We start from the raw sequence: 23,102 nt of genomic DNA, 5'->3' as shown, positions 1-23,102 counted from the left end.
GGCCCGAACGGGCGTGCTCGCACCTTGGCCGCAACGCCGGGGATCGCGCGATGGATGTGACGGACGATCCGCCGGCGACCCCCGGCCGGCCGCGCCCGTTGCTGGTGATCGTCGCCGAGCTGATCTCGATCTTCACCCTGCTGGGTTTCCTGATCGCGCTGAATATCTGCATCGACGAGTTCGCAGGCTATGGCCTCGACTTCCTCAAGGTCGCGACGACCTCGGACGTGATCACCACGGCGCTGGCGCGGTCATGGTGGCTGATCACCGTTGGAACGCTGGCCAGCCTGATCTGCATGGCGGTCTCCCATTTCGCGGTCAGCGCGCGGCGCGACCTGGGCCTGTTGGCGGTCTCCCTGGCTTTCCTCGTGATCCCGCTCTTCTGGGTCGGCAGGATCGATATCCGCCTCAATCTTGCGATCATGCTGTCGGCCCTGGCCTGTGTGATCTCGCTGGCCGTGACGCTGGCGTTCCGGGTGGGCAAGTTCGAAGCGGGCGTGAGGATCGGGCGCCACCTGTCCATGCCGATCGTCATCCTGCTGATGGCGAGCGTCTATGCGTTCCTGCCGCACGTCTACGGGCGGATAAATCGGCTGCAGGACGCCAATCCGATGCATGCGGTCCAGGACACGCGGTGCGGTGAGGTCGAGATCATCTGGATCGGCGAGCGAGTCACGCTCGCCCGCTGCGGGGTCACGCGGGAGAATGTGATCATCCCCACCAGCCGCTTGCCGACGATCGTCCTGGGCTCGGACGAGCCCTACGAGGTCGTCACCAAGAACGGCCAGCCGTCCCTGCGTCGGAAGGCGCATGGGCTGCTCCAGGATCCGGCGCAGTCCTGGGTGATGGGCTCCGGCAAGGCTGAATGAGCTTCCGGCAACCCTCATGCGCCTGATCATCGACACAGACACCGCCGGCGACGACGTCTTCTCGCTGATGATCGCCCTGACGCGGCCGGGGGTGAGCGTCGAGGCCATCACCATAGCGCACGGCAACGTGGGCTTCGCGCAGCATGCCGAGAACGCGCTGAAGACGCTCGCGGTCTGCGGCCGGGCCGGCGAGGTCCCCGTCTACCTGGGCGCCCAACGGCCGCTGAGCCGCAGCCCCCTGGCGGCGAGCTATGTGTTCGGCGCGGACGGGATGAGCGACAGCGGGTTCGCGGCCACGGCGCAACGGCCTGCGCCGGGCGATGCGCCCGACGAGATCGTGCGGCGGATCATGGCCGCGCCCGGCGAGATCACCCTGCTGGCCCAGGCGCCGCTGACCAACCTGGCGCTGGCGGTGATGATGGAGCCGCGGATCGCCCGAGCGTGCCGCCACCTCTGGATCATGGGCGGGACGGACAACGGCGTGGGCAACGTCACCCCGGCGGCCGAGTACAACTTCTACGTCGATCCGGAGGCGGCGAAGATCGTGCTGGCGGCCGGCTTCGACGTCACCATCGTCACCTGGACGGCGACCCTGCGCGACGGGCTGTTCAGCCTGGAGCAACTGGCCGAACTGGCGGCGCTGGACACGCTGCGGTCGCGGTTCTTCACGGCGGTGAACCGCTCGTCCCTGGCCTTCGCGCAGGCGACCCAGGGCCTGGCCGGCAGTTTGCACCCCGACGCCTTGACCTGCGCCCTGGCGCTGGACGAGGACCTGATCCTGGACAGCGACCGCTGCGCCATCGACGTGGAGACCAAGGGCGAGCTGACCCGCGGCTACCTCAGCGTCTCCCACGAGATCCTGCCGGACGTCGCGCTGGCCGATCCGGACCTGGCTCAGAAAGCGCCCAACGCGCGGGTGATCAAGGCGATCGACCGGGCAGGGTTCTTCGCGGCGATGAAGGCGGCGCTGGCTTAGTCGCTCCCGAAGGTGGTCGAGCCGTCGGGGTGGATGACGCAGCCCGGGTTCCAGGCCACTTCCCAGGCGTGGCCGTCGGGGTCGGCGAAGTAGCCGGAATAGCCACCCCAGGGCGCGTCCTCGGCGGTCTTCGTCACCTGGCCGCCGGCGGCGACGGCCTGGGCGATGGTGCGATCGACGTCGGCCTTCGAACGCTGGTTGATGGCGATGGCGAGGCCGCTGAAGGCGCCGTCGATCGGCCGGCCGGCGTCGACCTCCAGGGCGCCTCTCTCGAACAGCGCAAAGCCGATCCCGGGCAGCTGGTAGAAGGCCACCTCGTCCAGGGCGCTGAGCGGCGTCCAGCCCAGGCCCTCCTCGTAGAACCGGCGTGCGCGGGCCAGGTCGGCGACGCCCAGGGTGATCAGCGAGATGCGTTGGTCCAAGCGGGGCCTCCTGTGGATGGTCGCCAAACTAGCGGCTTGACGATGAGAACAAAAGAAGAATAAGAACGAATACGGAACGCGCCAACAGGTTCTCCACAGGCGCTCAACAAGAGGATGCCGAAGATGGTTCGTCTGGCCCGGGAATCGCTGGCCTTTGCGTCGGTGGCGAGCTTTGTCTGGATGGTCTGTTCGGTGGCCGGTCTGATGGGCTGACCGCCATGCGAATGGGGGAGGCGGCTCAGGTGCAGGACGACGGTAACGGCTTCGTCCACCTCAGGGTTCGCTCGGCCTATTCGCTGCTGGAAGGCGCCATCAAGGCCGACAAGCTGGGCGGCCTGGCCAAGGCCGACGGCATGCCCGCGGTGGCGATCGCCGACCGCGCCAACCTGTTCGGAGCCCTGGAATTCTCGGTCGCCACCAAGGGCGACGGCGTGCAGCCGATCATCGGCTGCGCCCTGCCGGTCCAGGGGATCGGGGAGGCGCTTCCGGAGCGCTGGGCCAAGACGCCCACGGTCGTGCTGCTGGCCCAGAACGAGCAGGGCTACCTCAACCTCTGCGAACTCTCCTCGTTCGCCTATCTGGACATCGAGCCCACCGACGAGCCGCACGTGCCCTGGGCGCGGGTCTGCGAGCATGCCGAGGGGCTGATCCTGCTGTCCGGCGGGCCGGACGGGCCGGTCGACCACCTGTTCGCCGCGGGCAAGGTCAAGGAAGGGCGCGCCGCGCTGGCCGAGATGAAGCGCGCGTTCGGCGACCGCTTCTACGTGGAGCTGCAGCGCCACGGCGCGCCGGGCGAGGCCGCCGCCGAGGGCGAGCTGGTGGCCTTCGCCTACGACGAGGACGTCCCCCTCGTCGCCACCAACGACGTCTATTTCAAGCACGCGAAGGCCTACACGGCGCACGACGTTCTGCTGTGCATCGCCGACGGCAGCTTCGTAGGCCAGGACGAGCGGCGGCGGGTGACCGCGGAGCATTGCTTCAAGTCGCAGGCGGAGATGCGGGCGCTGTTCGCCGACCTGCCGGAGGCCTGCGACAACACCCTGGATATCGCCCGGCGCTGCGCCTTCATGGTGGCCAAGCGCGACCCGCTGCTGCCGCGTTTCCCCGGCAGCGACGGCCGCACCGAGGCCGAGGAACTGGCCCACCAGGCCCGCGAGGGCCTGAGGCTGCGGATGGCGGCGGGCCGGGCCAACGTCCACCCCGCCGCAGACTACGAGGCCCGCCTGGAGCGCGAGATCCAGGTGATCACCCAGATGGGGTTCCCGGGCTACTTCCTGATCGTGTCGGACTTCATCAAATGGGCGAAGGCCCGCGGCATCCCGGTGGGCCCAGGACGCGGTTCCGGCGCGGGGTCGCTGGTGGCCTATTCCCTGACCATCACCGACCTGGACCCGCTGCAGTACGGCCTGCTGTTCGAGCGCTTCCTCAACCCGGAGCGGGTGTCGATGCCCGACTTCGACATCGATTTCTGCCAGGAGCGGCGGGAGGAGGTGATCTCCTACGTCCAGCAGCGCTACGGCCGCGACAAGGTCGCCCAGATCATCACCTTCGGCACCCTGCAGGCCCGCGCCGTGCTGCGCGACGTGGGGCGCGTGCTGCAACTTCCGCTGGGCCAGGTGGATCGGCTGGCCAAGATGGTGCCGGCCAACCCCGCCAACCCGGTGACCCTGGCCCAGGCGATCGAGATCGAGCCCCGGCTGCAGGAGGAGCGCAAGCGCGACGAGGCGGTGGCGCGGCTGTTGGAAATCTCGCTGGAGCTGGAAGGCCTCTACCGCAACGCCTCGACCCACGCCGCCGGGGTGGTGATCGGCGACCGGCCGCTGACCCACCTGACCCCGCTCTACCGCGATCCGCGCTCGGACCTGCCGGCCACCCAGTTCAACATGAAGTGGGTCGAGAGCGCCGGCCTGGTGAAGTTCGACTTCCTGGGCCTGAAGACGCTCACCGTCATCGACCGGGCGGTGAAGTACCTGGAGAAGCGCGGGGCCGGCGTGGATATGGCGGCCCTGCCGCTGGACGACGGGCCGTCCTACGAACTGATGAGCAACGCCCAGACCATCGGCGTCTTCCAGCTTGAAGGGCAGGGGATGCGCGACACCCTGCGCCAGCTGCGGCCGGGGTCGATCGAGGACGTCACCGCCATCGTGTCGCTGTACCGGCCGGGCCCGATGGACAACATCCCGGCCTTCGTGGACTGCAAGTTCGGCCGCAAGCCGATCGACTACCTGCACCCGACGCTCGAGGGTGTGCTGAAGGAGACCTACGGCATCATCGTCTACCAGGAACAGGTGATGCAGATCGCCCAGATCCTGGCGGGCTACAGCCTGGGTGAAGCCGACCTGCTGCGCCGCGCCATGGGCAAGAAGAAGAAGGAGGAGATGGAGCTCCAGCGGGCGCGCTTCGTCTCGGGCGCCGAGGCCAAGGGCGTCAAGGGCGCCCAGGCCGGCTCGATCTTCGACCTCGTCGACAAGTTCGCCGGCTACGGCTTCAACAAGTCCCACGCCGCCGCCTACGCCGTGGTCAGTTACCAGACGGCCTGGCTGAAGGCGAACGCGCCGGTCGAGTTCTTCGCGGCCTCGATGAGCCTCGATATCGCCAATACCGACAAGCTTTCGGTCTTCTACCAGGACGCCAAACGCTTCGGCGTGAAGATCCGCCCGCCCTGCGTGAACCGCTCGATGGCCGACTACGACGTGCTGGACGGCGAGGTGCTCTATGCGCTGGGCGCCATCCGCAACGTCGGTATGCAGGCGATGGAGCATGTGGTGCGCGTTCGCGAGGAAGGCGGGAAGTTCCGGGACATCTTCGACTTCGTTGAGCGCATCGATCCCAAGCAGGTGAACAAGCGGACGTTCGAGACGCTGGTCCGCGCCGGCGCCTTCGACGAGATCCACGCCAACCGCGCCGAATTGCTGGCCTCGGCCGACGCCCTGGTGGGGCATGGCCAGGCGCTGGCCGCGGACCGCGCCGAGGGCAAGATCAGCCTGTTCGGCGACGACCTGAGCGGCGGCCACCGGCCCCGGATGACTCGGGCCGACCCCTGGACGCCGACCGAACGGCTGGACGAGGAGCTGGCGGCGGTGGGCTTCTACCTGTCGGGCCACCCACTGGACGACATGGTGGATGCGTTGCGCCGCAAGAGGACCGACCTCTTGACCGACGCCATCGCCAAGGCGAACGCCGGGGCCGAGGCGCTGCGGATGGCGGGCGTGATCCGCCGCAAGCAGGAGCGGCCGTCGCGCTCGGGCGAGAAGTTCGCCTTCGTCACCTTCTCGGACCCTACGGGCGAATACGAGGTGCTCTTCCCGCCGGAGTCGCTGAAGAAGTGCCGCGACCAGCTGGAGCCCGGCAAGGCGGTGTCGATCCGCGTGCGCTGCAAGGCCAGCGACGGCGAGGTGCGGTTCTTCGGCGAGAGCGTCGAGCCGGTGGAGAAGACGATCGAGAACGCGGCGGCGGGCCTGCGCGTCCACATCGCCCCGCAGAGCGCCGAGATCGAGGCGATCAAGAAGCGCCTGGGCGTGAGCAACGGCCGCGGCGGCGAGGTCGTGCTGACGGCGCAGCTGGGCGGCGGGCGCGAGGTGGAGCTGAAGCTGCCCGGCCGGTTCACCCTGGACGGGGCGGTGCGCGGCGCGATCAAGACCGCGCCCGGCGTGGTGTTCGTCGAGGACCTCTGATGACCGTGGTGGCTCGGGTCTTGCAACCTGGGCGATCTTTCAATGGACGCCACGGCCAAGCTTGGCCCAATGGCGCAAAGTCGAGGGGATGCGTGCGATGAAGCTGGCGATCGGAGTGATTGCGGTCCTGGCCCTGGCGGCGGGGCCGACCTGGGCCCAGCAGGCGAGCTGGGGCTCCAAGCCGCACAACAGCTGGACGCCCGGGGGCGCGCCGAAGCCCTCGGCGCCCAAGAGCTACGGTGTGCCTTCCGCCACGCCGGCGCCAGCCTACAGCGGCCGCACGACGGCGAAGATCTACGGGCCGCCTGCCACGCCGAAGGCGGAGCCCTTCAAGCCGTATCAGCCCTACAAGCCCTCCAGCGTCTTCGGGCCGGACGGCAAGAAGACGCGCTGAGGCGCGACGCCGCCTACGGGGCGCGGGCAGGCGGCTTGATTTTCCGGGCTTTTGGCCCTACATGCGCCGCTCCAATCCACACGCAGGTGTTCGGCTTGGTCGGGGAGACATCCCGTCCCAGTCCGTTCCGGTCCTCTTCGGAGGGTTTACCTGCGGCGGTCCAACCGGAAGAAAGACGAGACACAGACTATGGCTCTGCCCGAATTCTCCATGCGCCAGCTCCTGGAAGCCGGCGCCCACTTCGGCCACCAGACGCACCGGTGGAACCCGAAGATGGACAAGTACATCTTCGGCTCGCGTTCCAACATCCACATCATCGACCTGTCGCAGTCGATTCCGCTGTTGCACCAGGCCCTGGTGAAGGTGCGCGAAGTCGCCGCCGGCGGCGGCCGCATCCTGTTCGTCGGCACCAAGCGCCAGGCGTCGGATCCGATCGCCGTGGCCGCCAAGCGCTGCGCCCAGTACTATGTGAACCACCGTTGGCTGGGCGGCACGCTCACCAACTGGCGCACCGTGTCGGGCTCGATCGCGCGGCTGCGCGAAGTCGACGGCCTGCTGGCCGGCGAAGGCCAGGGCCGGACCAAGAAGGAACTGCTGCAGCTGACGCGCGAGCGCGATAAGCTGGAACTGTCCCTGGGCGGCATCAAGGACATGGGCGGCATCCCCGACCTGATGTTCGTGATCGACACCAACAAGGAAGCGATCGCGATCCAGGAAGCCCGCAAGCTGAACATCCCGGTGATCGCCATCCTGGACACCAACTCGAACCCGGACGGGATCACCTATCCGATCCCCGGCAACGACGACGCGGCCCGCGCGATCCAGCTGTACTGCGACCTGCTGGCCGACGCCGTGCTGGACGGCCTGGCCGCCGGCCAGTCGGCCTCGGGCATCGACCTGGGCGCCTCGGAAGCTCCGATGGAGCCGACGCTGGCCCGCGAGCTGACGCCGAAGGCCGTCGCCGAACCTGAAGTCTCCGCTCCCGAGGCCGCGGCCCTGGAAGCCGAGATGACCGGCGCGGCCGCCGAGCCCGAGACCACCGCCGCGGAGGCCAAAGTGGAGGCCCCTGGGGCCGAAGATGGCGCTGCCGCGGCGAGCGAAGAACAGGCCGGCTGAGGCGTTCCCACGCCTTCGCTGACACAAAACCCTGACGGCGGGCCCTCATATGGGGGTCCGTCGTGATTCAAAGACCTAAGAGGAGCTGACCATGGCGGAAATCACCGCTGCGCTGGTCAAAGACCTGCGCGAAAAATCCGGCGCCGGCATGATGGACTGCAAGAAGGCCCTGCAGGAGAACGGCGGCGATGTCGAAGCTTCGATGGACTGGCTGCGGACCAAGGGCATGGCGAAGGCGGCGAAGAAGGCCGACCGCGCCGCGGCCGAAGGCCTCGTCGCCGGCAAGATCTCGGCGGACGGCAAGACCGGCGCGCTGATCGAGTTCAACGCCGAAACCGACTTCGTCTCCAAGAACGAGACGTTCCAGACTGCGGCTCGCGACTTCGCGGACGTCGCGCTGACGATCGACGGCGACGTGGAAGCGATCCGCAACGCCAAGACGGCGAAGGGCGAAGTCGTCCAGGACACGGTCACCAACCTGATCGCGACCATCGGCGAGAACATGCAACTGCGCCGCGCGGTGAAGCTGACCGTGGGCCAGGGCGCCGTGGCGCTGTACCTGCACAATGCGCAGGGCGACGGCGTCGCCCGCATGGGCGTGCTGGTGGCCATGGAAGGCGGCGGCGACGCGGCCAAGCTGCAGGACGTCGGCAAGAAGATCGCGATGCACGTGGCGGCGACGGCGCCGCTGGCGCTGTCGACGGACGAGCTCGACCCGGCGGTCGTGGCGAAGGAACGCGAGATCCAGACCCAGACGGCGATGGAATCGGGCAAGCCCCGCGAGATCGCCGAGAAGATGGTCGAGGGCCGGATCCGCAAGTGGCAGGAAGAAGTCGTGCTGCTGAAGCAACCCTTCGTCATGAACCCGGACCAGACCATCGAGCAGCTGGTGGCCGAGACCGCCAAGGAAGCCGGCGCGCCGGTGTTCCTGAAGGCCTTCGTCCGCTTCGCGCTCGGCGAGGGCGTGGAGAAGAAGGCCGACGACTTCGCCGCCGAAGTCGCTTCGATGACCGGCCAGTCCTAAGTCGGACTCGCTGACTTTCAGGGGCGCGGCGCGTTCGACGCGCCGCGCCCCTACTGTATGTTCCTCCCGCCGCAGATCAGGACTCACCGATGGCTGACGCCGCTCCCCGCTACAAACGCATCCTCCTGAAGCTCTCGGGCGAGGCGGGTGTCGGGGGCGACAGCTTCGGGATCGACCCCAAGACGCTGGCCGCGGTCTCCGAGGAGATCGCCCAGGTCGTGAAGGCCGGCGTGCAGGTGTGCGTCGTGGTCGGCGGCGGCAATATCTTCCGCGGCGCGGCCCTGGCCGAGGCCGGTATGGAGCGCGCGAGCGCCGACTACATGGGCATGCTGGCCACGGTGATGAACGCCCTGGCCCTGCAGGCGTCGCTGGAGAAGGCGGGCGTCTACACCCGCGTGCAGTCGGCCATCCCGATGGAAGCGGTCTGCGAGCCCTACATCCGCCGCCGCGCCCTGCGGCACCTGGAAAAGGGCAGGGTGGTGATCTTCGCCGCCGGCCTGGGCGCGCCGTTCTTCACCACCGACACCCCCGCGGCCCTGCGCTCGGCCGAGATGGGCTGCGACGCGCTGTTCAAGGGCACCAGCGTCGACGGCGTCTATTCGGCGGACCCGAAGAAGGACGCCGACGCGAAGCGCTACGACACCCTGAGCTACCAGGAAGTGCTGGCGAAGAACCTGCGCGTCATGGACGCCTCGGCCGTCAGCCTGATGCGCGACAACCATATCCCCATCGTGGTGTTCAACATCCGCGAACGGGGCAACCTCCTGAAGGTGCTGAACGGCGAAGGGGTCTTCACGACCATCGCCTAAGCCTTACAGTCCCTCGCGAAAATACGAAGACGGAGACGCCGCCATGGCCACCACCGAGAAGCCCGTGCTTTCGAAGTACAAGGACCGTATGGAAAAGGCGGTCGCGGCGCTGCAGGAAGAGTTCGGCTCGCTGCGCACCGGCCGCGCCTCGGCCAGCCTGCTCGACCAGATCCGGGTCGACGCCTACGGGTCGATGACCCCGCTGAACCAGGTGGGGGCCATCAGCGTCCCGGAACCGCGGATGATCACCATCAACGTCTGGGATCGCGCCCTGGTCGTCTCCGTGGAAAAGGCGATCCGCTCGTCGGACCTGGGCCTGAACCCCGTGGTGGACGGCACGACGCTTCGTCTGCCGATCCCGCCGCTGACGGAAGATCGGCGCAAGGACCTGGTGAAGCTGGCCGGGAAGTATGCCGAACAGCAGCGGGTGGCTGTGCGCAACATTCGCCGCGACGCCAACGAAGACTGCCGCAAGGCGCAGAAGGATGGCGTGGTCAGCCAGGACGAAGAGAAGCGTTTCGAGGCGGATGTGCAGAAGATCACCGACGAAGCGATCAAGCGCGTGGACGAAGCCTTGAAAACAAAAGAACAAGAGATCATGCACGTTTGACGCCCGCGTAAGGACCCGCGTTCCCTCATGGCCGCCGCCGAGAAGCCACCGTCCGCGGACGCCCCAAGGGTCGACCAGCAGGGCGCGCCCGTGTTGCACGTGGCCATCGTCATGGATGGCAACGGCCGCTGGGCCAAGCAGCGCGGGTTGCCGCGCTCGCTGGGCCATCGGGCCGGCGTCGAGGCGCTGAAGCGCACGGTATCGGCGGCCGCGAAGCTGGGCGTGAATTCGCTGACCGTGTTCGGCTTCTCCACCGAGAACTGGAGCCGGCCAGCCGCCGAGGTGGCCGAGCTGATGGCGCTGCCGAAGCGCTATTTCGAGACCGACCTGGCCCGGCTGCATCGTGAGGGCGTGCGGGTGCGGGTGATCGGCCGCCGCGAGGGCCTCTCGTCCGAACTGTTGAAGCTGATCGACGACGCGCACGCGCGGACCGAGAACAACGACACCTTCAACCTGAATATCGCCTTCAACTACGGCGGCCAGGCCGACATCGCCGATGCGGCGCGCCGATTCGCGGAGGACGTGGCCGCCGGTCGCCGGAGGCCGGAGGACCTGGACGAGACCCTGTTCGCCGGCCTGCTGGCCACCGCCGGCGCTCCGCCGCCGGACCTGATCGTGCGCCCCTCCGGCGAGCAGCGGCTGTCGAATTTCCTGCTGTGGGAAGCGGCCTACGCGGAGCTGGTCTTCCAGGACGTGCTTTGGCCCGACTACGGCGAAGAGCACCTCAGAGCAGCGCTGGCGGAATTCGCCGCGCGGGATCGGCGCTATGGCGCAATCGTTGCCGATGACGTCCTCGCCGCAGGTTAAGCGGTTCGACTGGTCCAACCTCGGCCTGCGCGTTGCGTCGGCCGTGGTGCTGGTCCCGGCTGCCTTGGCCGCCGCATGGTTCGGCGGCTGGCCCTATCTGGTGCTGATCGCGATCGGCGTGGCGCTGCTGGCCATCGAGTGGGGCGGAATGAGCGCGCCCGTGTCGCCGACCCGGGTGGCGGCAGCCGTGGCGGCGGCGGTTTTAATCGCTGTTTTCGTGGGTTACCGCGGTGACTTCATCTGGGCCTGGGGCGCGATCCTGCTGACCGCCGCCGGCGCTGCGGTCGTCGCCCGTGGCGTTGCGGAGCGGCCGGCCGACGCGGCGTTCGGGGTGCTCTACATCGCGCCCGCGGCCCTGTGCCTGGTATGGCTGCGCTCGACCAACCAGGGGGCCTGGTGGACGATGATGCTGTTCGCGGCCACGTGGGCGGCCGACATCGGCGCATTCGCCGTGGGCAGCACGCTCAAGGGCCCGAAGCTGTGGCCCCGCTTCTCGCCCAACAAGACCTGGTCCGGCTTCATCGGCGGCCTGGCCGCGGCGATGGGGGCGGGCAGCCTGATGGCCTGGATCTCGGCCTTCGAGTTGAACATCTGGGCCGCGGCGCTGATCGGCCTGACCGTCGGCCTGGCGACCATGGCGGGCGACCTCTGGGAATCCGCCATCAAGCGCCGGTTCGGTGTAAAGGACTCCGGCGACCTGATCCCCGGGCATGGCGGATTGCTCGACCGGGTGGATGGCTTGATGTTTGCAGTTGTGGTGATGGCCGCGCTCCGGCTGGCCAACCATTGGGGATGGGGACATTGAGCCTGCCGCGAAAGGTCAGCGTCCTGGGTTCCACCGGCTCGATCGGTGTCTCGACCCTGGACCTCTTCGAACAGGCCGGCGTCGAGGTTGAGATCGTGGGCCTGACCGCCGGGCGCAACGTCGCGCGGCTGGCCGAGCAGGCGCTGCGCTGGCGGCCCGAGGTCGCGGTCATCGACGACGAGACGCTGCTGCCCGAGCTGCGCGAGCGGCTGAAGGGCTCCGGGATCGCCACGGCGGCCGGCGCCCAGGCGGTGATCGACGTGGCCGCGGCCGACGCCCAGTGGGTCATGTCGGCCATCGTGGGCTTCGCCGGCCTCGCGCCAACCCTGGCCGCGGCAAGGTCCGGGGCGGTGATCGCGCTCGCCAACAAGGAGAGCCTGGTCTGCGCGGGGCCTTCGCTGCTCCGCATCGCAAAGCTGGCCGGCGGGGCCGTGGTGCCGGTGGATTCCGAGCATTCCGCGATCTTCCAGGTGCTGGACCCGCTGGCCGCCGCCCAGGTGTCGCGGCTGATCCTGACGTCGTCGGGCGGCCCGTTCCGCGACGCGAGCCGCGAGCAAATGGCGGCCGCCACGCTGGAGCAGGCGCTGGCGCATCCCAATTTCTCGATGGGCGCCAAGATTTCGATCGATTCCGCGACCATGATGAACAAGGGCCTCGAGGTGATCGAGGCGGCCTACCTGTTCTCAATGCCGCCGGAGCGGATCGAAGTCCTGGTCCACCCGCAGCAGATCATCCACAGCCTCGTCGAATATGCCGACGGCTCGACGCTGGCCCAGCTTGGCCCGCCGGACATGCGGCCGCCGATCGCCTGCGCGTTCGCCTGGCCCGACCGGCTGCCGTGGCCTGCGCCGAAACTGGACCTGGTGACGGCCGGCCCGCTGACGTTCCAGCATCCCGATCCGCTGAAGTTCCCCGCGCTCTCCATCGCCAAGCAGGCGTTGGCCGCGGGCGGCCAGGCGCCGGCCGCGATGAATGCGGCGAACGAGCGCGCGGTCTCGGCGTTCCTTGACCGGCGCATCCGCTTTCTGGATATCCCGGACGTCGTGGCGGAAACTCTCGAGCGCATGGACCGGACCGAATCGGTCACCGCGCTGGATGGCGACGCCGTGGAACGCGCCCGCAACACCGACGCCGCGGCCCGGCGTGTCGCAGACGAGGTCGTTGGCGGCCTCGTCGCGGCCTGATGGAGTAGAAGCGCCTGATGCAGCTCCTGCAGACCCTGTTCCTGGCCATCATCCCGTTCCTGCTTGTGCTGGGCCTGGTGGTGACCGTCCACGAGCTGGGCCACTTCCTGGCCGCCAAGGCGCTGGGGACCAAGATCGACCGGTTCTCGATCGGCTTCGGCAAGGCCCTCACGTCGTGGACGGACAAGTCGGGCGTGGAATGGCGGCTCGGCTGGCTGCCGATCGGCGGCTATGTGCGCTTCGCGGGCGACGAGAACGCCGCCAGCATCCCGGACGCCGAGGATCTGGCGGCCATGCGGCGCGACCTGGTCTCCCAGGGTCGCGCGGGCGAGATCGGCCGGTATTTCCATTTCAAGCCGATCTGGCAGCGGGCGATCATCGTGGCCGCGGGGCCGTTCGCCAACTTCGCCCTGGCCATCACGATCTTTGCGGCGCTGCTGATGAGCTTCGGCGAGATGGTGCTGCCGTTCCGGGTGGCCGGCGTGTCGCCGGACAGCGCCGCGGCGGCGGCCGGCTTCCGGGTCGGCGACCGCGTCGTGGCCGTGAACGGGCGCGAGATGACCAGCTTCAACGAGGTCCAGCAGCTGATTCGCGTGCGCGGCGGCGTGCCGACGAGCTTCGTCGTCCTGCGCGACGGCCAGCGGACCGCGCTGACCGCCACGCCGCAGTGGCAGGTGCAGGACGACCCCGTCGCCGGCAAGCAGCGCGTGGGCGTGCTGGGCCTGCGCCCCGCCCAGTCGGCCAACGACTATATCCGCATCCGCTACGGCTTCTTCGAAGCGGTGGGCGAGGGGACCGCGCGGACCTGGGACGTACTGCGCACGACGGTCTACTACCTGGGCCGCATGCTGACCGGCCAGGTCAGCACCGACCAGCTCCGCGGGCCGCTGGGCATCGCCGACGTGACCAAGAACGTCACCAAGCTGGGCGTGCAGGGCGCCCCCGACTTCGGTGCGATGCTGATGGGCGCGGGCCTGAACCTGGCGCAGCTGGCCGCGCTGATCTCGGTCAGCATCGGTTTCATGAACCTGCTGCCGGTGCCCGTGCTAGATGGCGGCCACTTGATGTTCTACGCGTATGAAGCCATCACGCGGCGCCCTCTTGCCGCCAAGGTTCAGGCGGCAGGGTATCGAGTGGGTCTTGCGCTAGTCCTCGGTTTGATGTTGTTCGCCACCTGGAACGACTTGCAGCGCCTGCGTGTGTTCAATCTGTTCGGCGGCCTATTCTCTTAGGCCCGTTCGTCCCTCAACCGGCTGATTCGATGTTTAGAACCCGCGCCTCCCGCGCCGCGCTTGCCTCCGGCCTTGCCCTGCTCCTGGGCACGACCGCTCTCATTGCGCCCGGGGTGGCGGCCGCCCAGCAAACCCAGGGCGGCGTGATCCAACGCATCCTGGTTCAGGGCAATGAGCGGATCGAGCCGTCCACCGTGATCTCCTACCTGCCGGTCGCGCCGGGCGAGCCGGTCGATTCGGCCAAGATCGACCTGGCGCTGAAGGCGCTGTTCCGCACCGACCTGTTCTCGGACGTGAAGATCGACTTCCAGAACGGCGACCTGATCGTCACCGTCGTCGAGAACCCGATCATCAACCGGGTGATCTTCGAGGGAAACAAGGGCCTCAAGGAAGACAAGCTACGCGACGAGGTCACCGTCCGGCCGCGCGGCATCTTCACCCGCGCCAAGGTGCAGGGCGACGTGCAGCGGATCGTCGAGCTGTATCGGCGTTCAGGCCGGATCTCGGCCAACGTGACGCCGCAGATCGTCGAGTTGCCGCAGAAGCGCGTCGATCTGATCTTCAAGATCGAGGAGGGCCCGAAGAGCGGCATCCTCTCGGTCAACTTCCTGGGCAACAAGGCCTTCTCGGACAACGACCTGCGCGACGTGGTCGTCACCGAGGAGACACGCTGGTTCAAGTTCTTCTCGAACAACGCCAACTACGATCCCGACCGCCTCGAATACGACAAGGAGCAGCTTCGGAAGCACTACCGCAACCGCGGCTACTACGACTTCCGGGTGACCTCGGCCGTGGCGGAGCTGGCGCCGGACAAGAACGGCTTCGTGGTCACCTACAACGTCGACGAAGGGCCGCGGTACAAGTTCGGCAAGGTGACGGTCGAGACCGAGCTGCAGAAGCTGGACAAGGAAGTCCTGACCGCCCTGATCCCGATCCGTACGGGGCAGGAGTACCAGGACGAAGCCATCGAGACCTCGACCGACGCCCTGACCTTCGCCGCCGGTGCGGCGGGCTTCGCCTTCGTGGACGTGCGGCCGCGCTACACGCCCGATCGCGACAAGGGCGTCGTCGACGTGACCTTCCAGGTCCGTGAGGGGCCGCGGGTCTACGTCGACCGCATCGACATCGTCGGCAACACCCAGACCCTGGACTACGTCATCCGCCGCGAGATGAGCGTGGTGGAAGGCGACGCGTACAACCGCGCCCTGGTGGATCGTTCCAAGCGCCAGATCCGCGCCCTGGGCTACTTCAAGGACGTCGATATCCAGGAGGTCCCCGGATCGGCGCCCGACCGCACGGCCCTGCAGGTGAAGGTCGAGGAGCAGCCCACCGGCGAGCTCTCGTTCAGCGCCGGCTATTCGTCGGTGGACCAGCTGGTGCTGGACCTGGGCATCAGTCAGCGCAACTTCCGCGGCCGCGGCCAGGACGTCCGTGCGCGGGTGTCGGTGGGCTCGTACCGCCAGCAGCTGGACTTCTCGTTCACCGAGCCTCGGTTCCTGAACCGCGACGTCGCGGCGGGCGTCGATCTCTACGGCTACCGCATCGATTACTCGGACTTCCAGGCCTACAAGACCGCGACGTTCGGCACGACGTTCAGGGCGAACTTCCCCCTCAGCATCGATAGCCGCGGCGCGCTTCGCTATACGCTGCGCCAGGACAAGATCGACATCGACGCGTCGTACTGCGACCCGGCGTCGGGCGTGAACCTGTCGCGGGCGTTCTGCGACCAGGTCGGCACCTTCCTGACGTCGCTGATTGGCTACGGGGCGCGCGTGGACCGCCGGAACGATTACCTGAACCCCACGCGGGGCTGGTACGTCGATTTCAACCAGGACATTGCGGGCCTGGGCGGCGACGTCAACTTCGTCAAGACCGACTTGGAGACCGCCTGGTTCCACGGCTTCAACAAGGACTTCATCCTGTCGCTGACCGGCTCGGCCGGCTACGTCGTGGGCTGGGGCGGCGACAATGTCCGGATCAACGACCGCTACTATAAGGGCGGTCTGAATTTCCGCGGTTTCGAGACGGCCGGCATCGGGCCGCGCGACCTGACGCTGCAACAAGCCGACGCGCTGGGCGGCAAGATGTATGCGATCGGCACCGTCGAGCTGACCGTGCCCACCTTCCTGCCCGAGCAGTACGGCATCAAGGCGGCGCTGTTCAGCGACTTCGGCACGCTGGGCAAGCTCGACAAGTCCGACAAGGTCTATCAGGCTGGCGACGTGGACTGCCTGCAGTCGACGATCGCCAATCCCGCCGACCCGACGCAGCAGATCCCCAACTACGCCACCCCTGGCGCACGCAACACCTGCATCCGTGACGACCTGTCGCTCCGCGCCTCGGCGGGCATCAGCGTCTTCTGGAAGTCGCCGATGGGTCCGATCCGCTTCGACTTCAGCCGCGTTTTGGCCAAGGAAGACTACGACAAGGTAGAAACCTTCCGGTTCTCCACTTCAACCAGGTTCTAGAACACATGACTTTCAAGACACTCGCCGCGGCCGGTAGCGCCGTGGCCCTCGTGCTTACCAGCGCGGCTCCCGCCTTCGCACAACAGCCGGCCGCCGCGCCGGCCGCAGCCCCTGCCGCGGCGGCGCCCGCGGTGACCCATGGCGCGCCCGTGCCCGGCCTCTGCATCGTCTCGGTGGAGAACGCCATCGGCGCCTCGACCGTGGGCAAGTTCGTCAACACCCGCCTGCAACAGCTGGTGGCTCAGGTGAACGCCGAGCTGAACGCCGAGAAGACCGCGATCGACAACGACGCCAAGGCGCTCGACGGCCAGCGCGCCACCCTGGACCAGAACACCCTGGAACAGCGGGCGGCGGCCCTGCAGGTCCGCGCCAACTCGCTGCAGCGCAAGGCCCAGCAGCGCGACCGCGAGATCCAGGCGACCGAGCAGAAGGCGGTCAACCGCGTCGGCACCGAGATGGAGCCGCTGATCCGCCAAGCCTATCAGGCCAAGCAGTGCTCGATGCTCATCAACCGCAACTCGATCATCCTGGGCAACCCGGCTTCGGACATCACCCCCCAGGTGGTGACCGCGCTGAACGCCAAGATCACCCAGTTCACGTTTGATCGCGAGCGGCTCGACACGCCGACTCCGACCGCGGCGGCGCCCGCGGCCGCTGCGCCGCGCCGCTAAGGGCGACGCGCGGGCCGAGTCCGCCTAAAACGCGATTCATGCCCGACCCGCGCTTCTTCGAGGATCTCGGCCCAGCTTCCTTGGGCGAGCTTGCGACCCTGACCGGGGCCGTGCTCGCCGACGCGGGCGCGGCCGAGCGGCTGGTGAGCCGCGTCGCCGTCCTGGCGCACGCGGGACCCGAGACCGTCACTTTCCTGGCGGAGCGCAAGTACGCCCAGGCGTTGGCCGAAGCCCGGCCGGCGGCCTGCTTCCTGCCCCCGGGCCTGGAGGCGCTGGCCCCGGCGGACTGCGTGGTCCTGACCGTGGCCAATCCGCAGGGCGCGTATGCGCTGGCGGCCCAGCGGCTGCATCGGCCGCGGGGCGCCGGCGCGCAGGCCGTGGCGCCCGACGCGGTGCTGGAGGCGGGCGTCGTGCTGGGTCCTGGCGCCGTGATCGGGCCCGCGGCGCAGATCGGCCGAGGCACACGGATCGGCGCCAACACGACGATCGGCCCGGGGGTCGCTATCGGCCGCGACTGCGACATCGCCCCGAACGTCACCATCGGCTTCGCCCTTATCGGCGACCGGGTGAAGATCCTGGCCGGCGCCCGGATCGGCGAGCCGGGATTCGGGGCCACGGCCGGAGCCAAGGGCCTGATCGACATCCCCCAGCTGGGGCGGGTGATCATCCAGGACGGAGTCTCGATCGGCGCCAACACCACCATCGACCGGGGCGCCTTCGACGACACCGTGATCGGCGAGAACACCAAGATCGACAACCTAGTGCAGATCGCCCACAACGTCCGCGTGGGACGTAACTGCGTCATGGCCGCTCACACCGGCATCTCCGGCAGCGTGACGATCGGCGACGGCGCCCAGTTCGGCGGGCGCGCCGGGGTGGCCGACCATGTGACCATCGGAACGGGCGCCCGTGTCGGCGCGGCGGCCGGGGTGATGAAGGATATTCCGGCGGGCGAGACCTGGGGCGGCATGCCCGCGCGTCCGATCCGCCATTGGCTGAAAGAGACCGCCTGGCTGGCCCGCATGGCGAGCCGGAAGGGGTAGGGGAGAGGCATGACGCGCAAGGCGCCGGTGGAGAGCGATCCCACCGTCATCGACATCACCGAGGTGCTGGCGCGGATCCCGCACCGCTACCCCATGCTGCTCGTGGACCGCTGCGAGGAGTACAAGCAGAACGAGTCCATCGTCGGCATCAAATGCGTGACGGTGAACGAGCCGTTCTTCCAGGGGCACTTCCCGAACTATCCGGTGATGCCGGGCGTCCTGCTGATCGAGGCCATGGCCCAGACCGGCGCGGTGCTGATGTCCAAGTCGCTGGAAGTCGACACCACCGGAAAGGCGATCTTCTTCATGTCCGCCGACAACTGCCGGTTCCGCGCCCCGGTGCGGCCGGGCGACGTCGTACGGATGCCGGTGAGGGTGGTTCGCCACCGCGGCGACGTCTTCAAGTTCGCCGGCCAGGCGATCGTCGGGGACAAGGTCGCCGCCGAGTGCGAGTTCGCCGCCATGGTCGTGGAGACCTGAATCCCTTGAGCGTCGAGATCCATCCCACCGCGCTGGTGGCCAAGGGCGCAGAGCTGGCCGAGGGCGTCAGCGTCGGGGCTTATTCCATCATCGGCGAGCACGCCCGCATCGGCGCGCGCACCCAGATCCTGTCGCATGTGGTGATCGAGAACCGCGTGACGATCGGCGAGGACTGTTCGGTGCGCAACTTCGCCAACCTTGGCGGGCCGCCGCATCACACCGGCTACAAGGGCGAACCCACTGAACTGGTGATCGGCGACCGCAACAAGATGTGGGAGCACGTCACCATGCACATCGGCACGCCGGATGGTGGGGCCGTGACGCGGGTGGGCGACGACGGCATGTTCATGGCGACCAGCCACGTCGGCCACGACTGCACCGTGGGCGACAATGTGATCCTGGCCCACTCCGCCACCCTGGGCGGCCACGTCCAGGTCGGCGACTTCGTGATGGTGAGCGGCCTGGCGGCCGTGCACCAGTACTGCCGCGTCGGCCGCTATTCCTTCATCGGCGGCCTGGCCGCGGTGACCAAGGACGTGATCCCCTACGGCCTGGTCTGGGGCAACCACGCCCACCTCGAGGGCCTGAACCTGGTCGGCCTGAAGCGCCGCAGCTTCGGGCGCGAGACGATCGGCGAGCTGCGCTCGGCCTACCGGCTGCTGTTCGCCGAGGAAGGCACCTTCCAAGAGCGGATCGAAGACACCGCCAGCACCTTCGGCCACTCGGCCCCGGTGATGGAGATCATCGACTTCATCCGCGCCGACGCCAGCCGGCCGCTCTGCCTGCCGGAACGCGAAGTCTGATGAACAAGCTGGGCCTGATCGCCGGCGGCGGTGGCCTGCCGGTGGAGATCGCCCAGCATTGCGAGCGTTCGGGCCGGCCGCTGTTCGTGATCCGGCTGAAAGGGTTCGCCGGCACGGGCCTGTCGCCCTATGCCGGCGCCGAGGTCGGGTTGGCCGAGATCGGCAAGTGCATGAAGGCGCTGAAGCGGGCCGGCTGCCGCTCGATCTGCCTGGCGGGAAATGTGGCGCGGCCGGATTTCACCAGCCTCGTGCCCGACCTGCGCGGGCTCATGCTCCTGCCGAAGGTCATCGCCAGCGCGCGCAAGGGCGACGACGCCCTGCTGCGGGTGCTGGTGGACGAGTTCGAGAAGGAAGGCTTCGCGGTCGAAGGCGCGCACGACGTCATGGAAGACCTGTCGCTGCCCGCCGGTCTGCTGGGCCGCCATGCGCCCGGTGACGAAGACATGGCCGACGCCCGTCACGCCCTCAGGGTGGCGCGGGCCATCGGTGCGCTGGACGTGGGCCAGGCCAGCGTCGTCGCCAATGGCCTGGTGCTGGCCGTGGAGGCGCAGGAAGGGACCGACGCCCTCCTGGCGCGGGTGGCCGATCTGCCGGGGCACCTGAGGGGGCGGCCCGGCGCCGGCGTGGGCGTGCTCGCCAAGGCGCCGAAGCCGATCCAGGAAACCCGGGTGGACCTGCCGACCATCGGCCTCGCCACGGTGCAGGGCGTCGCGCGCGCGGGCCTGGCGGGGATCGCCGGCGAGGCGGGGCGGCTGCTGGTGCTGGACCGCGAGGCGACCATCGCGCTCGCCGATGAGCTGGGCGTGTTCATCCTGGGCGTCGAGCCGGATCCATCATGACTGGCCGGCCGCTCACCGTGATGCTGGTGGCGGCCGAGGCCTCGGGCGACGACCGGGGGGCGGGGCTGGCGCGGGCGCTGAAGCGACGGCTGGGCGAGGGTGTCCGGTTCGTGGGCGTCGGCGGGGCCCGGATGCGGGCCGAGGGTGTCGAGAGCCCGTTCGACATCTCCGACCTGTCGATCTTCGGGCTGCTGGAGGGCCTGCTGGCCTATCCGAAGGTGGTGCGCCGCGCCGACGAGACGGCGGCCTTGGCGGCGCGTGAGAAGCCCGACGTGGCGGTGCTGATCGATTCCTGGGGCTTCACCCTGCGCGTCGCCCAGCGGTTGCGGCGTCAGGATCCGAAGCTGCCGCTGGTCAAGTATGTCGCTCCGCAGGTCTGGGCGTCGCGGCCCGGGCGGGCGCGCACCGCCGCCCAGTGGTTCGACCTGCTGCTCACCATCCACGCCTTCGACGCGCCGGCCTTCGAGCGCGAGGGTCTGAGGACCGTGCTGGTCGGCGATTCCACCCTGGCGATCGCCTTCAGCGCGGCCGACCCGGCGCGGTTGCGGCGGGAGATCGGGGCGGGGCCGGACGAACCGATGCTGCTGGTGCTGCCCGGCAGCCGCCCGTCCGAGATCGAGCGCGTGCTGCCGGCGTTCGAAGACGCCGTGCGCCGGCTGAAGGCGGAACGGCCGGACCTCCATGTGGTCGTGCCCGCCGCGCCCACGGTGGCCGAACTGGTGAAGGCGCGGGTCGCCGGCTGGCCGCACCGCGCGCATGTGGTCGAAGGCGAGAGCGCCAAGCGAGACGCCATGAAAGCCGCCACCGTGGCGCTGGCCTGCTCCGGCACCGTGACGACCGAACTGGCCGTGGCCGGCGTGCCCATGGTGGTGGGCTACCGCTTGGCGCCCGTGACCTACGCCATCCTGAAGCGGCTGATCCGCACGAAGTGGGTGACGCTGTTCAACATCGCCGCGCAGGACTTCGTCGCCCCGGAACTGATCCAGGACGAGTGCAACGGCCCGAATCTGGCGCGCGAGGTCGCGCTCAGGCTCGACAACCACGATCTGCGCCAGCGCCAGGTCGAACGTCAGTCCGCGGCGCTGATCAAGATGGGTCGCGGCGGACCGGACCCGAACGAGGCCGCGGCCGACGCCGTGCTGGCCGCACTCGGCTCCTGACCGCCGTCAGGCAGGTTCCGCGACCTGCACGAAGGGAAGCCCGTAAGCGTTGGTGGCGGGCGTCACCACGAAGGTCTCGACCTCAACGATCTGGGGATCGACGAACGCGTGGCCCAGGGCCTCGGTCGCGGGCTTCAGGACGTCCTTGTTGAAGGCGGCCAGGGCTTCCGCGTCTTCCCAGACGTCGATGCTCACGAACTCGTCACCCAGGCGCGCATGGATGTGCGAGAGCGACCCCAGCGGCGCCGCCTCGAGGGGAACGGCCGCGCGGAACTTGTCGTACTCAGCAGCGGAGATGTCGTCGCGACGATAGATCGCCATGAACGGCATGACAGGCCTCCTTCAGATGGCCGAACCGGAGCGGTTCCGACGCCATCCTTAGGAGTCCTGCGGCGGGATGCAACTCCCGAGCGAACGTCGTTCGCTAGCGCTTGTCGACGCTCGTGTAGGTGCGCAACGGGGCGCCAGTGTAGATCTGGCGCGGACGGCCGATCTTCTGCGACGGATCCTCGATCATTTCCTTCCACTGGGCGATCCAGCCCACGGTGCGGGCCAGCGCGAACAGCACGGTGAACATCTCGGGCGGGAAGCCCAGGGCGCGCAGCGTGATGCCGGAGTAGAAGTCGACGTTCGGATAGAGCTTGCGCTCGATGAAGAAGGGGTCGTTGAGCGCGATCTTTTCGAGCTCCATGGCCACCTTCAGCAGCGGGTCGTCGCCGTGGCCCACCTCGTCCAGCACTTCGTGGCAGGTCTGCTGCATCACCTTGGCGCGCGGGTCGTAATTCTTGTAGACCCGGTGGCCGAAGCCCATCAGCAGGTAGCGCCGGTCCTTCACGCCTTGGACGAACTCGGGGATGCGATCGACGGTGCCGATCTCCTTGAGCATGTTCAGCGCTTCTTCGTTCGCGCCGCCGTGCTTGGGGCCCCAGAGCGAGGCGATGCCCGCCGCGATGCAGGCGAACGGATTGGCGCCCGACGAGCCGGCCAGGCGGACGGTCGAGGTCGATGCGTTCTGCTCGTGGTCGGCGTGCAGGATGAAGATGCGGTCCATGGCCTTGGTGAGGACCGGATTGGGCTTCCAGTCCTCGGCCGGGACCGAGAAGCACATGCGCAGGAAGTTCTCGGCGTAGGACAGGTCGTTGCGCGGGTATACGAACGGCTGCCCGCGCGAATACTTGAAGGCCCGCGCCGCGATGGTCGGCATCTTGGCGATCATCCGGTGCGCGGAGATCATCCGCTGCTCGGGATCATCGACGTTGGTGCTGTCGTGATAGAAGGCCGACAGCGCGCCGACAGCGCCCACCATGATCGCCATCGGGTGAGCATCCCGACGGAAGCCCTGGAAAAAGCGATCGAACTGCTCGTGCAGCATCGTGTGGTAGGTGATGTTCTTGTCGAACTCCGCGAATTCCGCGGCCTTCGGCAGCTCGCCGTGCAGCAGGAGGTAGCAGACCTCCAGGAAGCTGGACTGCTCGGCCAGCTCGTCGATCGGGTAGCCGCGGTGCAGCAGAACGCCCTTGTCGCCGTCGATGAAGGTGATCTTGCTTTCGCAGGATGCGGTCGAGGTGAACCCCGGGTCGTAGGTGAAGACGTCGGCTTCCGCGTAGAGCTTGCGGATATCGACGACCGCCGGGCCGTCCGTGCCGCGCTGCACCGGGAGCTCGACCGATTTGCCGTCGATTTCGAACTTCGCCGTATCGCCCATGGGACCCCTTT

The 23,102-nt window shown here is 68.4% G+C and carries 23 protein-coding genes; 20 read left to right on the top strand and 3 right to left on the bottom strand.

The window, feature by feature from the left end; translation table 11 throughout:
* Positions 1 to 50: 50 nt before the first annotated feature.
* Together EPO51_RS06755 and EPO51_RS06750 are read left to right on the top strand one after the other, a co-directional pair.
* Positions 51 to 869 (top strand): hypothetical protein, encoded by an 819-nt coding sequence (locus EPO51_RS06755; RefSeq protein WP_293347665.1) that lies wholly within the window; start codon positions 51 to 53, stop codon positions 867 to 869.
* A gap of 16 nt (positions 870 to 885) precedes the next feature.
* Entirely contained in the window at positions 886 to 1,845 is a 960-nt protein-coding gene (locus tag EPO51_RS06750) for a nucleoside hydrolase (protein ID WP_293347663.1), read from the top strand.
* On the opposite strand, the gene EPO51_RS06745 is transcribed toward EPO51_RS06750, so the two are convergent.
* A complete protein-coding gene (locus EPO51_RS06745; RefSeq protein ID WP_293347661.1) occupies positions 1,842 to 2,267 on the bottom strand; it encodes a VOC family protein in 426 nt (141 codons plus the stop codon). The genes EPO51_RS06750 and EPO51_RS06745 overlap by 4 nt on opposite strands.
* A 123-nt stretch (positions 2,268 to 2,390) precedes the next feature.
* Between EPO51_RS06745 and sidA the strand changes: the two genes are divergently transcribed.
* The 18 genes from sidA to lpxB all read left to right on the top strand — a co-directional run bounded on the left by sidA (position 2,391) and on the right by lpxB (position 21,386).
* Positions 2,391 to 2,480, top strand: a complete 90-nt coding sequence (sidA, locus tag EPO51_RS06740) for a cell division inhibitor SidA (RefSeq protein ID WP_068878982.1) — start codon at positions 2,391 to 2,393, stop codon at positions 2,478 to 2,480.
* 29 nt (positions 2,481 to 2,509) lie between these two features.
* A complete protein-coding gene (gene dnaE, locus EPO51_RS06735; protein WP_293347657.1) occupies positions 2,510 to 5,941 on the top strand; it encodes a DNA polymerase III subunit alpha in 3,432 nt (1,143 codons plus the stop codon).
* A gap of 97 nt (positions 5,942 to 6,038) precedes the next feature.
* Positions 6,039 to 6,335, top strand: a complete 297-nt coding sequence (locus tag EPO51_RS06730) for a hypothetical protein (RefSeq protein ID WP_293347654.1) — start codon at positions 6,039 to 6,041, stop codon at positions 6,333 to 6,335.
* 189 nt (positions 6,336 to 6,524) lie between these two features.
* A complete protein-coding gene (gene rpsB, locus EPO51_RS06725) occupies positions 6,525 to 7,451 on the top strand; it encodes a 30S ribosomal protein S2 (protein WP_293347651.1) in 927 nt (308 codons plus the stop codon).
* Positions 7,452 to 7,542: 91 nt separating this feature from the next.
* On the top strand, positions 7,543 to 8,475 hold the full coding sequence (gene tsf / locus EPO51_RS06720) for a translation elongation factor Ts (protein ID WP_293347648.1): 933 nt from the start codon (positions 7,543 to 7,545) through the stop codon (positions 8,473 to 8,475).
* Positions 8,476 to 8,564: 89 nt separating this feature from the next.
* Positions 8,565 to 9,284, top strand: coding sequence for a UMP kinase (gene pyrH / locus EPO51_RS06715; RefSeq protein ID WP_293347645.1), 720 nt, complete (start codon positions 8,565 to 8,567; stop codon positions 9,282 to 9,284).
* 43 nt (positions 9,285 to 9,327) lie between these two features.
* Complete coding sequence (gene frr / locus EPO51_RS06710) at positions 9,328 to 9,894, top strand: ribosome recycling factor (RefSeq protein ID WP_293347642.1); 567 nt, start codon at positions 9,328 to 9,330, stop codon at positions 9,892 to 9,894.
* A 27-nt stretch (positions 9,895 to 9,921) separates the two neighbouring features.
* Complete coding sequence (gene uppS, locus EPO51_RS06705; protein ID WP_293347639.1) at positions 9,922 to 10,701, top strand: polyprenyl diphosphate synthase; 780 nt, start codon at positions 9,922 to 9,924, stop codon at positions 10,699 to 10,701.
* Positions 10,661 to 11,506, top strand: coding sequence for a phosphatidate cytidylyltransferase (locus EPO51_RS06700; RefSeq protein ID WP_293347636.1), 846 nt, complete (start codon positions 10,661 to 10,663; stop codon positions 11,504 to 11,506). The genes uppS and EPO51_RS06700 overlap by 41 nt, the downstream gene beginning before the upstream one ends.
* Positions 11,494 to 12,690: a 1-deoxy-D-xylulose-5-phosphate reductoisomerase gene (dxr, locus tag EPO51_RS06695; protein ID WP_293347633.1), complete on the top strand. Its 1,197-nt coding sequence runs from the start codon at positions 11,494 to 11,496 to the stop codon at positions 12,688 to 12,690. The genes EPO51_RS06700 and dxr overlap by 13 nt, the downstream gene beginning before the upstream one ends.
* A gap of 17 nt (positions 12,691 to 12,707) precedes the next feature.
* On the top strand, positions 12,708 to 13,922 hold the full coding sequence (gene rseP / locus EPO51_RS06690) for an RIP metalloprotease RseP (protein ID WP_293347630.1): 1,215 nt from the start codon (positions 12,708 to 12,710) through the stop codon (positions 13,920 to 13,922).
* 29 nt (positions 13,923 to 13,951) lie between these two features.
* Positions 13,952 to 16,390, top strand: coding sequence for an outer membrane protein assembly factor BamA (bamA, locus tag EPO51_RS06685; protein ID WP_293347627.1), 2,439 nt, complete (start codon positions 13,952 to 13,954; stop codon positions 16,388 to 16,390).
* A gap of 5 nt (positions 16,391 to 16,395) precedes the next feature.
* On the top strand, positions 16,396 to 17,061 hold the full coding sequence (locus EPO51_RS06680) for an OmpH family outer membrane protein (protein WP_293347624.1): 666 nt from the start codon (positions 16,396 to 16,398) through the stop codon (positions 17,059 to 17,061).
* A 38-nt stretch (positions 17,062 to 17,099) separates the two neighbouring features.
* A complete protein-coding gene (gene lpxD, locus EPO51_RS06675) occupies positions 17,100 to 18,104 on the top strand; it encodes a UDP-3-O-(3-hydroxymyristoyl)glucosamine N-acyltransferase (RefSeq protein ID WP_293347621.1) in 1,005 nt (334 codons plus the stop codon).
* A gap of 9 nt (positions 18,105 to 18,113) precedes the next feature.
* Entirely contained in the window at positions 18,114 to 18,584 is a 471-nt protein-coding gene (gene fabZ / locus EPO51_RS06670; protein WP_293347618.1) for a 3-hydroxyacyl-ACP dehydratase FabZ, read from the top strand.
* A gap of 5 nt (positions 18,585 to 18,589) precedes the next feature.
* On the top strand, positions 18,590 to 19,387 hold the full coding sequence (lpxA, locus tag EPO51_RS06665) for an acyl-ACP--UDP-N-acetylglucosamine O-acyltransferase (protein WP_293347615.1): 798 nt from the start codon (positions 18,590 to 18,592) through the stop codon (positions 19,385 to 19,387).
* Positions 19,387 to 20,226 carry a UDP-2,3-diacylglucosamine diphosphatase gene (lpxI, locus tag EPO51_RS06660; protein ID WP_293347612.1) on the top strand — a complete coding sequence of 280 codons (840 nt, stop codon included), beginning with the start codon at positions 19,387 to 19,389 and terminating at the stop codon, positions 20,224 to 20,226. Before lpxA ends, lpxI begins: the two co-directional genes overlap by 1 nt.
* A complete protein-coding gene (gene lpxB / locus EPO51_RS06655) occupies positions 20,223 to 21,386 on the top strand; it encodes a lipid-A-disaccharide synthase (protein WP_293347609.1) in 1,164 nt (387 codons plus the stop codon). The genes lpxI and lpxB overlap by 4 nt, the downstream gene beginning before the upstream one ends.
* A 6-nt stretch (positions 21,387 to 21,392) precedes the next feature.
* Here lpxB and EPO51_RS06650 read toward each other — a convergent pair whose 3' ends face one another.
* Both EPO51_RS06650 and gltA read right to left on the bottom strand, forming a co-directional pair.
* Positions 21,393 to 21,716: a hypothetical protein gene (locus EPO51_RS06650; protein WP_293347606.1), complete on the bottom strand. Its 324-nt coding sequence runs from the start codon at positions 21,714 to 21,716 to the stop codon at positions 21,393 to 21,395.
* A 94-nt stretch (positions 21,717 to 21,810) separates the two neighbouring features.
* Positions 21,811 to 23,091, bottom strand: coding sequence for a citrate synthase (gene gltA / locus EPO51_RS06645; protein WP_293347603.1), 1,281 nt, complete (start codon positions 23,089 to 23,091; stop codon positions 21,811 to 21,813).
* Positions 23,092 to 23,102 lie beyond the last annotated feature (11 nt).

Origin of the sequence: Phenylobacterium sp. (assembly GCF_004297125.1) — a bacterium.
Taxonomy (GTDB): Bacteria; Pseudomonadota; Alphaproteobacteria; order Caulobacterales; family Caulobacteraceae; genus Phenylobacterium.
The sequence above is the reverse complement of the archived record's forward strand: the minus strand, read 5'-3'. Positions and strand labels throughout refer to the sequence as shown.

Excerpts from the sequence above, each read along its gene's own strand:
- EPO51_RS06700 (WP_293347636.1), top strand. The coding sequence starts at position 10,661 with ATGGCGCAATCGTTGCCGATGACGTCCTCGCCGCAGGTTAAGCGGTTC.
- EPO51_RS06755 (WP_293347665.1), top strand. The coding sequence starts at position 51 with ATGGATGTGACGGACGATCCGCCGGCGACCCCCGGCCGGCCGCGCCCG.
- lpxB (WP_293347609.1), top strand. The coding sequence starts at position 20,223 with ATGACTGGCCGGCCGCTCACCGTGATGCTGGTGGCGGCCGAGGCCTCG.
- EPO51_RS06750 (WP_293347663.1), top strand. The coding sequence starts at position 886 with ATGCGCCTGATCATCGACACAGACACCGCCGGCGACGACGTCTTCTCG.
- frr (WP_293347642.1), top strand. The coding sequence starts at position 9,328 with ATGGCCACCACCGAGAAGCCCGTGCTTTCGAAGTACAAGGACCGTATG.
- dxr (WP_293347633.1), top strand. The coding sequence starts at position 11,494 with ATGGGGACATTGAGCCTGCCGCGAAAGGTCAGCGTCCTGGGTTCCACC.
- sidA (WP_068878982.1), top strand. The coding sequence starts at position 2,391 with ATGGTTCGTCTGGCCCGGGAATCGCTGGCCTTTGCGTCGGTGGCGAGC.
- gltA (WP_293347603.1), bottom strand. The coding sequence starts at position 23,091 with ATGGGCGATACGGCGAAGTTCGAAATCGACGGCAAATCGGTCGAGCTC.
- uppS (WP_293347639.1), top strand. The coding sequence starts at position 9,922 with ATGGCCGCCGCCGAGAAGCCACCGTCCGCGGACGCCCCAAGGGTCGAC.
- EPO51_RS06730 (WP_293347654.1), top strand. The coding sequence starts at position 6,039 with ATGAAGCTGGCGATCGGAGTGATTGCGGTCCTGGCCCTGGCGGCGGGG.
- bamA (WP_293347627.1), top strand. The coding sequence starts at position 13,952 with ATGTTTAGAACCCGCGCCTCCCGCGCCGCGCTTGCCTCCGGCCTTGCC.
- lpxD (WP_293347621.1), top strand. The coding sequence starts at position 17,100 with ATGCCCGACCCGCGCTTCTTCGAGGATCTCGGCCCAGCTTCCTTGGGC.
- EPO51_RS06650 (WP_293347606.1), bottom strand. The coding sequence starts at position 21,716 with ATGCCGTTCATGGCGATCTATCGTCGCGACGACATCTCCGCTGCTGAG.
- pyrH (WP_293347645.1), top strand. The coding sequence starts at position 8,565 with ATGGCTGACGCCGCTCCCCGCTACAAACGCATCCTCCTGAAGCTCTCG.
- lpxI (WP_293347612.1), top strand. The coding sequence starts at position 19,387 with ATGAACAAGCTGGGCCTGATCGCCGGCGGCGGTGGCCTGCCGGTGGAG.
- fabZ (WP_293347618.1), top strand. The coding sequence starts at position 18,114 with ATGACGCGCAAGGCGCCGGTGGAGAGCGATCCCACCGTCATCGACATC.
- rpsB (WP_293347651.1), top strand. The coding sequence starts at position 6,525 with ATGGCTCTGCCCGAATTCTCCATGCGCCAGCTCCTGGAAGCCGGCGCC.
- EPO51_RS06680 (WP_293347624.1), top strand. The coding sequence starts at position 16,396 with ATGACTTTCAAGACACTCGCCGCGGCCGGTAGCGCCGTGGCCCTCGTG.
- rseP (WP_293347630.1), top strand. The coding sequence starts at position 12,708 with ATGCAGCTCCTGCAGACCCTGTTCCTGGCCATCATCCCGTTCCTGCTT.
- tsf (WP_293347648.1), top strand. The coding sequence starts at position 7,543 with ATGGCGGAAATCACCGCTGCGCTGGTCAAAGACCTGCGCGAAAAATCC.